13 protein-coding genes are annotated in these 12,364 nt (G+C 68.7%); 2 read left to right on the top strand and 11 right to left on the bottom strand.

The window, feature by feature from the left end; translation table 11 throughout:
- Positions 1–2 precede the first annotated feature (2 nt).
- A complete protein-coding gene (locus ACJ512_RS26555) occupies positions 3–731 on the bottom strand; it encodes a hypothetical protein (protein ID WP_407687227.1) in 729 nt (242 codons plus the stop codon).
- Positions 732–889: 158 nt separating this feature from the next.
- Here ACJ512_RS26555 and ACJ512_RS26550 point away from each other — a divergent pair, with 158 nt between their 5' ends.
- Positions 890–1,609: a response regulator transcription factor gene (locus tag ACJ512_RS26550; RefSeq protein WP_407687226.1), complete on the top strand. Its 720-nt coding sequence runs from the start codon at positions 890–892 to the stop codon at positions 1,607–1,609.
- Between the two features lie 53 nt (positions 1,610–1,662).
- Positions 1,663–3,108, top strand: coding sequence for a sensor histidine kinase (locus ACJ512_RS26545; RefSeq protein WP_407687233.1), 1,446 nt, complete (start codon positions 1,663–1,665; stop codon positions 3,106–3,108).
- Here ACJ512_RS26545 and ACJ512_RS26540 read toward each other — a convergent pair.
- The 10 genes from ACJ512_RS26540 to ACJ512_RS26495 form a co-directional block, all read right to left on the bottom strand.
- Positions 3,096–3,500: an HIT family protein gene (locus ACJ512_RS26540; RefSeq protein ID WP_407687225.1), complete on the bottom strand. Its 405-nt coding sequence runs from the start codon at positions 3,498–3,500 to the stop codon at positions 3,096–3,098. The two genes, ACJ512_RS26545 and ACJ512_RS26540, sit on opposite strands and share 13 nt — an antisense overlap.
- Positions 3,501–3,539: 39 nt before the next feature.
- Positions 3,540–3,959 (bottom strand): ketosteroid isomerase family protein, encoded by a 420-nt coding sequence (locus tag ACJ512_RS26535; RefSeq protein ID WP_407687224.1) that lies wholly within the window; start codon positions 3,957–3,959, stop codon positions 3,540–3,542.
- 14 nt (positions 3,960–3,973) lie between these two features.
- Positions 3,974–6,028 carry an FAD-dependent oxidoreductase gene (locus tag ACJ512_RS26530; RefSeq protein WP_407687223.1) on the bottom strand — a complete coding sequence of 685 codons (2,055 nt, stop codon included), beginning with the start codon at positions 6,026–6,028 and terminating at the stop codon, positions 3,974–3,976.
- A 27-nt stretch (positions 6,029–6,055) separates the two neighbouring features.
- Positions 6,056–7,183, bottom strand: coding sequence for an NDMA-dependent alcohol dehydrogenase (locus tag ACJ512_RS26525; protein ID WP_407687222.1), 1,128 nt, complete (start codon positions 7,181–7,183; stop codon positions 6,056–6,058).
- A gap of 155 nt (positions 7,184–7,338) precedes the next feature.
- Positions 7,339–7,884, bottom strand: coding sequence for a Cif family virulence factor (locus tag ACJ512_RS26520; RefSeq protein WP_407687221.1), 546 nt, complete (start codon positions 7,882–7,884; stop codon positions 7,339–7,341).
- A 3-nt stretch (positions 7,885–7,887) separates the two neighbouring features.
- Positions 7,888–8,091, bottom strand: a complete 204-nt coding sequence (locus ACJ512_RS26515) for a ferredoxin (RefSeq protein ID WP_407687220.1) — start codon at positions 8,089–8,091, stop codon at positions 7,888–7,890.
- Positions 8,092–8,093: 2 nt separating this feature from the next.
- Entirely contained in the window at positions 8,094–9,452 is a 1,359-nt protein-coding gene (locus ACJ512_RS26510; RefSeq protein ID WP_407687219.1) for a cytochrome P450, read from the bottom strand.
- Positions 9,449–10,273: an SDR family oxidoreductase gene (locus ACJ512_RS26505; protein ID WP_407687218.1), complete on the bottom strand. Its 825-nt coding sequence runs from the start codon at positions 10,271–10,273 to the stop codon at positions 9,449–9,451. The genes ACJ512_RS26510 and ACJ512_RS26505 overlap by 4 nt, the downstream gene beginning before the upstream one ends.
- A gap of 10 nt (positions 10,274–10,283) precedes the next feature.
- Positions 10,284–11,510, bottom strand: coding sequence for a cytochrome P450 (locus tag ACJ512_RS26500; RefSeq protein WP_407687217.1), 1,227 nt, complete (start codon positions 11,508–11,510; stop codon positions 10,284–10,286).
- Positions 11,507–12,145, bottom strand: a complete 639-nt coding sequence (locus tag ACJ512_RS26495; RefSeq protein WP_407687216.1) for a TetR family transcriptional regulator — start codon at positions 12,143–12,145, stop codon at positions 11,507–11,509. Before ACJ512_RS26495 ends, ACJ512_RS26500 begins: the two co-directional genes overlap by 4 nt.
- Positions 12,146–12,364 lie beyond the last annotated feature (219 nt).

Raw genomic sequence — 12,364 nt, 5'->3', positions numbered from 1 at the left:
AATCACTCCTCGGTGTCGATGATGCGCGTCGAGCGCACCGGGCGCGTCACGGTGCGGCGCGGGAGCCGTCGTCCGGGGAACGGAAAGCGCTCGGCGATGTTGCTCAGCGGGTTGACCACCATGGTCAACGCGACGACCGCGTCCTGCAGCGTCTCGATCGCGGGCTCGAGCGCCTCCATCCCCGGCGTCAGCCGGGCCAGGGTGTCGGCGACGTCGGCGAGCTGTTGCAGCGGACCGTTCTTGGCGGTCAGCTTGTCGATCAGTCCGCCGTCGGCGAGCAGCCGGTCGGCCAGCCCGTCCTCGGACAGCACGCGTTCGATCAGGCCTTCCTCGGCGAGCAGCTGGTCGGCCAGCCCGCCGGGCTGCAACGCGCGCTGCAGGCCGCCGCCGTCGGCGGTCAGCCGGTCCAGCAGGCCGCCCTGCGAGGTCAGCATGTCGACCACGCCGCCCGGGCGCAGCAGCCGGTCCAGCGGACCGTCGGGGGCCACGGCGCGCCCCAGCGGGGCGTCGTCGTCCATCAGCCGCGCCAGCCGGTTGGCGCGCACGATCGCGTCGTCGATCCCCAGCATGGCCGCCACGCCGTTCGTCCCGGCGCCGGTCCCGCCGTCGCCCACCGCGCGCTTGGCCACCCCGACGGCCACCGAGGCGACGTTCAAGCTCGCCTCCGCGGCGGCGAGGCCGGCCCGCGCGGGGGCGGTCGCCAGGGACACGACGCTTTTGACGAGGTTCATGCCTGGAGTCTATTCGCGACGCGACCTCGATGAACGGCGTTCGGGTCGACGGCGGTGCGATGATGGCTGGCAGGCTATTATCAGATGGTTACCACCTTGCTCACAGCAAGTACACACTTACTGTGCAGGCAACGTTCAAGTTAGGACAGAAGGCCCCAATGACAGCGGCTATCCAAAGCGAGTCCAAACCGGAGGCTCGCATCCTCGTGGTCGACGACGAGGCCAACATCGTCGAACTGCTCTCCGTCAGCCTGAAGTTTCAGGGATTCGAGGTGCACACCGCGACCAACGGGGCCCAGGCCCTCGACCGGGCGCGCGAAGCCCGTCCGGACGCGGTCATCCTCGACGTGATGATGCCCGGGATGGACGGGTTCGGCGTGCTGCGCCGGCTGCGCGCCGACGGCATCGACGCCCCGGCGCTTTTCCTGACGGCCCGCGACTCCCTGCAGGACAAGATCGCGGGCCTGACCCTGGGCGGTGACGACTACGTGACCAAGCCGTTCAGCCTGGAAGAGGTCGTCGCCCGGTTGCGGGTCATCCTCCGGCGCGCCGGCAAGGGCGGAGCGGAACCCCGCAACGCCCGGCTGACGTTCGCCGACATCGAACTCGACGAAGAGACCCACGAGGTGTGGAAGGCCGGCCAGCCGGTATCGCTGTCGCCGACGGAGTTCACCCTGCTGCGCTACTTCGTCATCAACGCGGGCACGGTGCTCAGCAAACCCAAAATCCTCGACCACGTCTGGCGGTACGACTTCGGCGGCGACGTCAACGTCGTCGAGTCCTACGTGTCGTACCTGCGCCGCAAGATCGACACCGGGGACAAGCGGCTTCTGCACACCCTGCGCGGTGTGGGCTATGTGCTGCGTGAACCGCGCTGAGCACCCACGCGGCCGCGTGGCGAGGTAGGTGACCGGTGGCGAAGAATACGGACATGCTCAAGCGGGTCCGACGCGGTGTGCCCCTACGGGTGAGCCTGGTCGCGGCCACCCTCGTCCTGGTCGGCTGCGGCCTGCTGGTGTCGGGGGTCGCGGTCACCTCGATCCTGCGTCACGTGCTGGTCAGCCGGATCGACCAGACGCTTCTCGAGGCGTCCCGCGGCTGGGCGCTGGCCCCGCGCCGGCAGTCACCGCCGCCCTACGAGAGCCCGGACCCCGGCCGGCCCCCGTCGAAGTTCTACGTGCGCGGCATCGGCACCGACGGCACGCCGTTCACCGCCATCAACGACCGCAACGCCGAGCCGGCGCTGCCGCCCGACAACGATGTGGGCCCCGACCCGACGACCCTGCCGTCGGTCAACGGCTCCGACATCGAGTGGCGGGCGGTGTCGGTGCGCGGCCCGCACGGCCTGACGACCGTGGCGATCGACCTCTCCGACGTCCAGCACACGGTCCGCTCGCTGGTCTGGCTGCAGGTCGGCATCGGGGTGGGCGTGCTGGTCGTCGCCGGGATCGCCAGCTTCGCCGTCGTCCAGCGCAGCCTGCGCCCGCTGTCCGAGGTCGAACAGACCGCCGCGGCCATCGCCGGCGGCCAACTGGACCGCCGGATCCCGCAGCGCGATCCCCGCACCGAGGTGGGCCAGCTGTCGCTGGCGCTCAACGGAATGCTCACCCAGATCCAGGAGGCGTTGGCGTCCTCGGAGTCCTCGGCCGAGAAGGCGCGCAGTTCCGAGGAGCGGATGCGGCGGTTCATCACCGACGCCAGCCACGAGCTGCGGACCCCCCTGACCACCATCCGCGGTTTCGCGGAGTTGTATCGCCAGGGCGCCGCGCGCGACGTGTCGATGCTGCTGTCGCGGATAGAAAGCGAGGCCAGCCGGATGGGGCTGCTCGTCGAGGATCTGCTGCTGCTGGCCCGCCTGGACGCCCAACGGCCGCTGGAACATCACCAGGTGGATCTGCTGGCGTTGGCCAGCGACGCGGTGCACGACGCGCAGGCCATGGACCCCAGGCGCACGATCAGCATGGAGGTCTTCGACGGTCCGGGCACCCCGGAGGTGGTCGGTGACGAGGCCCGAATCCGCCAGGTGCTGAGCAACCTGCTGGTGAACGCCTTGCAGCACACCCCGGAAAGCGCCGACGTGATCGTGCGGGTCGGCACCGACGACGACGACGCGGTGATCGAGGTGGCCGACAAGGGGCCGGGCATGAGCCGCGAGGATGCGGCGCGGGTGTTCGAGCGCTTCTATCGCACCGACTCGTCACGTGCCCGGGCCAGCGGCGGCACCGGCCTCGGGCTTTCCATCGTCGACTCGTTGGTGCACGCGCACCGCGGCACCGTCACCGTGACCACCGCCCCCGGCGACGGTTGCTGCTTTCGCGTCACGCTGCCGCGGGTGAGCGACGTGCCCGTGCCGGAGCAGCCGGTTCACGTCAGCTGAGCCAGGGCCGCCTTGATCTTGGCCTGCGCCTCGTCCAGCGATTCCGGCGACGGGTTGCGGTCGACGTGGGCGAAGCCGAAGTCGCCCAGGCTGCGGGTGGGGAACACGTGAACGTGCAGATGGGGCACTTCGAGCCCGGCGATGATCACGCCGGCCCGTTCGGTGTTGAAGGCCTTGCACACGGCCCTGCCGATCAGCTGGCTCACCGCCATGACGCGGGCGAAGACCGCGCCGTCGACGTCCTGCCACTGGTCGATCTCGGCGCGCGGCACCACCAGCGTGTGACCCTGGCTCATCGGCTCGATCGTCAGGAACGCGACGACCTCGTCGTCCTCGTAGACGAAACGGCCGGGCAGTTCTCGGTTGATGATCTTGGTGAAGACCGACGACATGGGCCCCAGCATAGGTTCGGCGATCCGACGCCCCCGGAGTCAGTCCTCCTGGCCGAACTCCATGACGTCGAGGTTCCAGTAGCCGCGCATGTTGGTGATCAGCCCCGCGTCATTCACCTTGTAGGTGAACACGCCACGCACCTTGCTGGTCATCCCGCCCTCGAACTTGCTCTGCAGCACCAAAATATGTGCGATCTCGTCGGGAGAGCTCGACGGGAAGGTTTCCTCGCACGTGATGGTGAGCTGATTCTGGGCGATGTTGTTGTCGAAGAACTCGCCGACGGCTGCCTTCCCGCGCACACCGTTGCCATCGGGGTTGGTGACCGACTTACCGATCGGGTCCTCGATGACCACATCGTCGGTCATCAGCGCCAGCCAGCCGTCCCGGTCCTTACCTTGCGCGCAGCGCCATGACGACTGCGACGCGGTCAGCGCCGGAGATGGTGCGGTTTCGGTCATCTGTTCTCCTGTCTCTAGATCGCGCACGCGGCGCGTGCGCCCTCCTCGGTGGCCTTGCGAATCAGGCCGAGGCCCGTGCAGTCACCCGCGGCGTGCACCTGCGCGCCGGGCATGGCCGCGACCAGGGCGTCGAACAGGCCGGTGTCGGGGTGCACGGTCCCGGCCAGCACGACGCTGTCGGCCGCCAACTCGCGCGTGGTGCCGCCGGCGGGGGTGAAGACCACCGCGCGGGGGGTGATCCGTTGCGGGGTCGCCCGCACGTGCACGGTGACGCCCAGCCGGTCGAGGCGGTCCATGTGCTCGGTCTTGCGCTTGTTGCCCACCTCCGGGGCGATGTCCTTGCCGGCCTCCAGGATCGACACCAGCCGGCCGCGGCTCGCCAAAAACTCCGCCAACTCCAGGGCGACCAGGTCGCCGCCGATGACCGCGACCCGCCGGCCCAGCGGCATCCAGGCGCGGCTGGCCAGCCGGACCGCGGCCGGGCGTACCAGGCGCTGCCGCCACCCGCCCAGCAGCGACGCGCCGAGCCGCTGCCACGCCGGGTCGCCGGATTGCGCATGACCGCCGAGCAGCTCGCGCAGCCCCGGCCCGGTGTGCACGTGCGGTAGGTCCCCGCCGGGAATGGCGGGCACCGCGACCCGGCCGCCAGTGGCCACCACCACCGCGTCGGGAGCGATCCCGATCACGTCATCGGCCGAAACGGCATGCCCGACATGGACTTTGACCGAGCAGAGCTTGATCTCGTTGCGCAGGTATTCCAGGAACGGCTGGTTCTCCGGATGCAGGACCGACGCCCAGCGCAGCGCCCCGCCCAGCTGGCCACTGCGCTCGAACAGCGTGACGCGGTGGCCGCGTTCGGCGGCCACGCGGGCGGCTTCCAGCCCGGCGGGCCCGCCGCCGATCACCACGACCCGCTTGGCGCGATCGGCGCGGCGCGCGGCCAGGTCGCGCTCCTTGCCGGTGCGGGGGTTGACGGCGCAGTCGACCGAGAAGCGCTGTTCCATTGCGTCGATGCAGTTCTCGCACGAGATGCACCGGAGAATCCGCTGCGCCTGACCGGAGCGCAGTTTGCGCGGCAGATCGGGATCGGCAAGCAGCGGACGCCCCATTGCGACGAAATCGGCTTGCCCCTCGGCCAGGATCCGTTCGGCGTGAACCGGGTCGTGGATGCGGCCCACCGCGATCACCGGCACGTCGACCACCTGTTTGACCGCGGCAGCGGCGCCGACGTTGAGCGCGTCGCCGTCGTCGGCGCCGTTGACCATCTGAGTGACGAGGCGATCGATCACCCCGCCGCTGACGTGGAACGCGTCCACCCCGGCCGACACCAGTTCGGGTGCCATCCGGGCGGTCTCGTGCATCGGCCTGCCCCCGGCGACGCGTTCGTAGCCGGAGATGCGCAACGTGATCGGCAGGGCGTCGCCGATCTCTGACCGGATCGCGGCCAGGGCATCCAGCACGACACGCACCCGGCCGCGCGCGGAGTCGCCGCGGTAGTCGTCGGTGCGCCGATTGCGTTGCGGCGCAAGGAAGGAGCCCAGCAGCATGTAGCCGTGCGCGGCGTGCAACTCGATGCCGTCGTACCCGGCTTCCGCGGCCCGCCGCGCGGCCGCCTTGAACAGATCGAGCACCTCGCACAGCTGCGGCTTGCTGATCTCGACCGACGGGCGCCCGGTGAGATACGACGGGATCACCGACGGCCCCACCGAGGTGACGCCGAAGATCTCCGGACCCAGGCCGTCGGGCCCGGCGTGCACGATCTGCGGCTGGATCCTGGCGCCGTGCTCGTGCACGGCGGCGACCAGCGCCCGGTGCGCCGCCACCGCGTCGTCGGTGCCCAGGTGCAGCCCGCCGGGGGTCTCGGGGTGCTGCGGGTCGACTCCCGTGGCGCCCAACGTGATCAGGCCCACGCCGCCCTTGGCCCGGGCGGCGAAGTAGTCACGCGTGCGCCGAGACGGCAGCCCGTCCGGGGTGCCGTACATGGTCTCCATCGGAGACATGACCACCCGGTTGCGCACCGTCATGGCGCCGATTCGTCCCGGCGTCAGCAGGTGCGGGAACCCGGCCACCCCGGACCCGACCCGGAGGGGGACCGCTTACCGGTCCGCGTCCGTGTACCGGATGACGCCGCGAATGTTCTTGCCGTCCAGCATGTCCTGGTAGCCGTCGTTGATCTGCTCCAGCTTGTACTGGCGGGTGATCATGTCGTCCAGGTTGAGCTTGCCGACCTTGTACATCGACAGCAGTTGCGGGATGTCGTACTGCGGGTTGCCGCCGCCGAAGATGGTGCCCTGCAGGTTCTTCTGCATCAGGGTCAGCATCGCCAGGTTCAGGGTCACGTTGGTGTCCAGCAGGCTGCCGATCGCGGTCAGCACGCAGGTGCCGCCCTTTTGGGTGATGTTGAGGTAGTTGTCGACGTCGGCGCCGTGCAGTTCACCGACGGTGACCACCACCTTGTGGGCCATCAGGCCGTAGGTGACCTCGGCCATGCCCATCATCGCGGCCTCGATGTCGGGGTAGACGTGCGTGGCGCCGAACTTCAGGGCCTGGTCGCGCTTCCACTCCACCGGGTCGATCGCGAAGATGTAGCGGGCACCGGCGTTGACCGCACCCTGCAGCGCGGCCATCCCGACCCCGCCGACACCGACGATGGCGACGTCCTGGCCCGGCCGGATGTCGGCGGTACGGACCGCCGACCCGTAGCCGGTGGTCACGCCGCAGCCGACCAGCGCGGCCACCTCGAACGGCACCGACGGGTCGATCTTCACCACCGAACTCTCGTGCACGACCATGTAGGGCGAGAACGTCCCCAGCAGCGTCATCGGGTAGACGTTCTGGCCGCGGGCCTGGATGCGGAACGTGCCGTCGGAGACGGCGGTGCCGCCCAGCAGGCCCGCACCCAGGTCACACAGGTTGCGCAGGCCGGCCTGGCACGTCGGGCACTTGCCGCACGACGGGATGAACGACAACACGACGTGGTCGCCGGGGGCGACGGCCTCGACGCCCGGTCCGACCTCGGTCACGATGCCGGCGCCCTCGTGCCCGCCGAGCACCGGGAAGCCCGCCATCGGGATGCCGCCCGTCACCAGGTGGTGGTCGGAGTGGCACATGCCCGACGCTTCCATCTGGATCTTGACTTCGCCCTTCTGCGGGTCACCGATCTCGATTTCCTCGATCGACCACGGCTGGTTGAACTCCCAGATCAGCGCGCCTTTTGTTTTCATGAACCACCTCCACTAGCAAGCCCTGACCCGAGTGCTCGGGCGTTGGGGACCGGCCGGGGCCGGACGGTAATTTAGAACGTGTTCTCGTTCTCCGGACCATTATGACGTGCGTCACCGCAGCGTAGACAAGGGGGAGCGGCAATCGGCCCCGGGTGCTACCAGATCGGCACCGGGGTCTTGCCGAGGGGGTAGTAGCCAGGCAGCTTCTCGCCGGCGAGGCTGCGCTCGATGCGCTTCTGCATGCCCTTGGACAGCTTGCCGGCCTTGATCAGATCCAGGTAGAGCGTCTGGACGTGGCCGAAGTCGAAGAAGTCCCGCTGCCACTCGATGAGCTTGTCGGGGCCCAGCCGGAACCAGCTGCCGCCGATCCCGTAGACCTCCTGTTCTCCGCCGTCGCCGTCGAAGACGACCTGCTTCCAGAAGCCGACGATCTCGCCCTGCTGATCGTCGACGATCACCTTCTGGTAGGGGTACTGCCAGTTCTCCAGGCCCTCCATCTCCAGGCCGAGCGCGATGTCGCGGATCTCGTCGATCCCGACGCACATCACGTCCTCCTTGGGGCCGATGTTCCAGCCGTAGGTGGCGTCGGCGGCGTAGAAGTCCGCCAGGGGCTTCCAGTCGCCCGCCTGCTCGCAATCCTTGTTGGCCTGGAGCCAGGATCGCACCCACTCGTCGAGCTCAGCCCTGGGGAATGACGCCATGTGTCAGCCTTTCTCTTTGATGGACAGCGCCTGGGTGGGACAGGCGCGCACGGCCTGTTCGATCTCGCGGCGGGCTTCCTCGGGCGGCTCGGCATCGATGATCTCGACCTTGCCGCGCTTGGGCACCCGGAAGTAGTCAGGGGCCTCCAGCTCGCACATCGCATGCCCCTGGCACAGGTCCAGGTCGGCTTCGACTCGAAAACCCATCGTCAGCTCCTGTTGCGGCGGTGGTAGCGCACCTTGGCGGGCCGGGCCAGTTGCACCACCATCTTCGAATGGTCGTTCCGATAGCTGTCGGGCGGCTGGGCCATCTCGAATTCGTACTCGCGCAACAGAACCGAGAAGATCGCCTTGATCTGCATCTGGGCGAACGCCGCACCCACGCAGCGGTGCCTGCCGGCGCCGAACGGAATCCACGTCCACCGGTTCACCAGGTCCTCCTGGCGCGGTTCCTCGTAGCGCTGTGGCACGAAGTCGTCGGGGTCGGGGAAGTCCTCGGGGATGCGGTTGGAGATCGCCGGCGACGCCGCGACGAAGTCGCCCTTGTGGATTGGGTAACCCTCGACCTCGAACTCGCCCTGGGCCACCCGCATCAGGATGATCAGCGGCGGGTGCAGCCGCAGCGTCTCCTTGAGTACGTTCTCCAGTTTCGGAATCTGGCGCAGCGCATGGAAACTCACCTCCTGCCCGTCCGCGTAGAGCTCGTCGAGCTCGGTGACCACCTCGGCGTAGGAGCCGGGGTGGCGCATCAGCTCGATCAGCGTCCACGCCGAGGTGCCCGAACTCGTGTGGTGCCCCGCGAACATCAGCGAGATGAACATCCCGGTGACCTCGTCGGCGGAGAACCGCGCGTTGCCCGCCTCGTCCTTGATCGACACCAGCACGTCGAGCATGTCGCGATCGCTCTTGTCGGCCGGCGGGTTGGCGATGCGCTGGTTCATGATCTCCTGCACCAACGCCACCAACCCTTTTCGGGCCTCGTCGCGGATGCGGAAGCTCTCGATCGGCAGGTACGGGTCGACGTAGCACAGCGGGTCCGTGCCGCGCTCGAGTTGGTGGTAGAAGTGCGCGAACCGCGAGTCGAGCTGATTGCGGAACTTCGTGCCGATCAGGCATGCCGTCGAGGTGTAGATGGTCAGCTCGGCGAAGAAGTCCAGCAGGTCGATCTCGCCCTCGTCGCCCCAGTTCTCGATCATCCGGTGCACTTCGCGCTCGATGGTGGTGGCGTGGCCCTTCATGTGCTCACCACGCAGCGCGGAGTTGTGCAGCATCTCCTTGCGCCGCTCGGGGCTGGCGTCGAACACGACGCCCTTGCCGAAGATCGGCGTCATGAACGGATAGGCCTCGGCCTGGTCGAGGTCCTCGTCGGCGGAGCGGAAGAAGAACTCGTTGGCCTCGGCGCCGGAGAGCAGGATGACGTGCTTGTCGGCCAGCTGGAACCAGCCGACGTCCCCGCACTCGTCGCGGACGCGCCGCATCAGCCCGATCGGATCGGTGCGGAACTCCTCGAGGTGTCCGTGTTCTTCTTCGCCGCCGGAAACCCGCGGCACGATCGCGGTGGTCGTCATGACGGCATCCCTTCCTCGCCGAGCGCGAGCTTCTGGCGAGATGTGTTGTCGGCCAACGGCGCTTCGGGTTGCAGCTCCATGTTCGCGATGAAGCCACCGCGCGGTGTCTCGGCCACGAACGTGATGGCGCGCGCCAGGTCCGCGGCGCGCAGGAAGTAGTCGTGGCGGGCCTGCCCCCACCTGGCCCAGTCCTCGAGCGCGGGGCCGATCTTGTCGGCCGGCAGGCTCCAGCCCATGGAGGTCTTCGTCGGGCCGGGATGCACGATCGAGGCCCGCACGCCGGTGCCCTCGAGCTCCATCTGGAAGTTGGTGACCATCGCGACGAGCGCGGCCTTGGCGGCGCCGTAGGCGCCCATGTGTGGCCGCTGGCGCAGGGCCACGTCGGAGCCGACGAAGATCAGGTCGCCGCGCTGCCGCTCGAGCATGCCGGGAAGGACGGTCGAGGCCAACCGGAAGGCGCCGACCAGGTGGATCTGCAGCTGCGACTCGAACTCGTCGCCTGCGATCTCGGCGAGCTTGCCGAAGTAGGTGTCGCCCGCGCCGGCCACCAGCACCTCGATGTCGCCGAGCGCTTCGACGGACTGTGCGACAAAAGATTTCACGGAGCTGGGGTCGGTGACGTCCAGGTGGAAGCCGACCGCCTCACCGCCGTCGGCGTTGATCTTGCCGACGATGTCGTTCAGCTTCTCGACGCGGCGCGCACCCAGGGCGACCGGGAATCCGTGGGCCGCGAGCTCGATGGCGGTGGCCTCCCCGATGCCGGAGGAGGCGCCGGCCACGATCGCCGGGCGACGGTCGGGCAGGGGGTCGAAGCGGGGCATGTGCGGCCCTTCAGTTGGTTTCGAAAGTCATCGGCAGGTGGGCGAAGCCGCGGACATTGCTGGAGTGGACGCGGACGGCGCCGGCCTCGTCGACCTGGTACCCGCGGATTCGCTTGAACAACTCGGTGAGCGCCACCCGCGCCTCCATGCGGGCCAGGTGCGCGCCCAGGCAGAAATGCGCCCCGCTGCCGAAACTCAGTAGCTTGGGCCCGATTTCGCGTCCGATGAGGAACTCGTCGGGGCGGTCGAACACCCGCTCGTCGCGATGCCCCGAACCGGGCAGCAGCAGCAGGACGTCGCCCTCGGGCAGGGTGGTGTCGTAGAGGGTGAGCTCGCCGGAGACGGTGCGGGCCAGGATCTGGCTGGACGTGTCGTAGCGCAGGGTCTCCTCGACCCACAGCTGCACCCGGGACGGGTCGGTGTAGACCGGCGTCAGCTGGTCGGGATTCTTGTGGCCCCAGAATGCCGCATTGGCAAGGAGTTTGGTGGTCGTCTCGTTGCCGGCTATCACCATCAGGAACATGAACCCGAGAACTTCGTCGTCGGTGAGCCGGTCGCCGTCGATCTCGGCCTCCAGCAGTGCCGTGGTCAGATCGTCGGTGGGCTTCTCGCGCCGCTCGGCCACCATCCCCTGGTAGTAGACGATCAGGTTGAGGGAGGCCTCGATGGCCTCCGGCGGCACGTCGGTGACCCCCTCCTCGCGGTGCATCACCCCGTCGGCCCAGGCCCGGACCTGCGCCCGGTCGGGCTCCGGGACCCCCATCAGCTCGGAGATGACGTCCATGGGCAGCTTGCCGGCGAACTCGTCGACGTAGTCGACCGTGCCGGCCGCGCAAGACGTGGCCTTCTCCAGCATCGTGTCCAGGTGCCGTGTCGCGATCTCGGTGACCCGGGGCTCGAGCTCCCGAATCCGGCGCGGGGTAAACCCTTTCGACACCAGGGTGCGCAGCCTAAGGTGGGCGGGATCGTCCATCGCCAGGAACGACATCGTCTTGGACGCGTGCGGGCCGCGCGACGCCGGGTCCAGCGAGACGCCGTACTTGTTGGACAGCGTGGTGCTGTTGCGGAAGCCCTGCAGCACGTCGCCGTGCCGCGACACCGCCCAGAACTTCAGTTCCTCGTTGCGGTACAGCGGGGCCTCGTCGCGCAGCCGCCGGTAGTACGGGTACGGATCTTCGTGGAAGTCGTAGTCGTAGGGATCGAGCACCAGCTCGTGGTCCCCCACATGCACGGTCATTCGCTGTCTGTCTCCTGGCTTGTCTCGCCGGCGCCGGTGAGGATGAGCTTCACCACGTAGGCCAGCCGGTCGGCGATCTCGCGATAGGTGAACTCGCCGCTGCCGGCCTGGACCAGCGCGCCGAAGAACGACATCTCCAGTGCCGACACGGCGGTGGGATCGGCATCGGGGCCCATGGCGGACGTGATGCGGCGGTGGATCTCCGCGCCGATGCGGTCGCGCGCGGCGCGCACCGCCGGGTCGCCGCCGCCGCTGAGCAACGCCGTCGTGCACGCGGCGCTGACCTCCGGCTCGTCGGCCACCACCAGCGCCAGGTGGCGCAACACCATCTCCACCCGGGTGGACATGGGGTCGTTGACGTCGGTGAAGAACGGGACCTGCCGGACCAGGTCCAGATAGACCTCGGCGATCAGGTGGTTCTTCGAGGAGAAGTAGGTGTACGCGGTGGCCGGGGCGACCTTGGCGCGCGCCGCCACCGCGCGCACCGTCAGGTCGGCATACGACGTCTCGCGCAGGGTTTCGATGCCGGCGGCCAGCACCTTGCGAAACGTCTCCTCCTGGCGCCGATTTCGGGGCGCCTGACCGGCGTGCCGACCGGCCTGAGATGACGTCGTCGCCACTGCATCGCTGGACACCTGTCCAAGCTAACGGATCGACTCGGCACCTGGCAAGGCCACGCGTGAAATGGTGGTCTCACCGGCGAATATCTGCGTCCGTACGCGCCGCGGCCGGTATCGCCTCTTGCACCGCCGCCGACCGGGCGGCTATGGTTCCCTGGGACAATACCGGACAAGTGTCCACTTGATGTCGTGCGGGTTTTTGGCCCGCGGTCCGCCACGCGAAGACGGGAGCGC

Source organism: Mycobacterium cajalii, assembly GCF_045809005.2.
GTDB lineage: Bacteria > Actinomycetota > Actinomycetes > Mycobacteriales > Mycobacteriaceae > Mycobacterium.
This window is presented reverse-complemented; position numbering and strand designations above follow the sequence as displayed.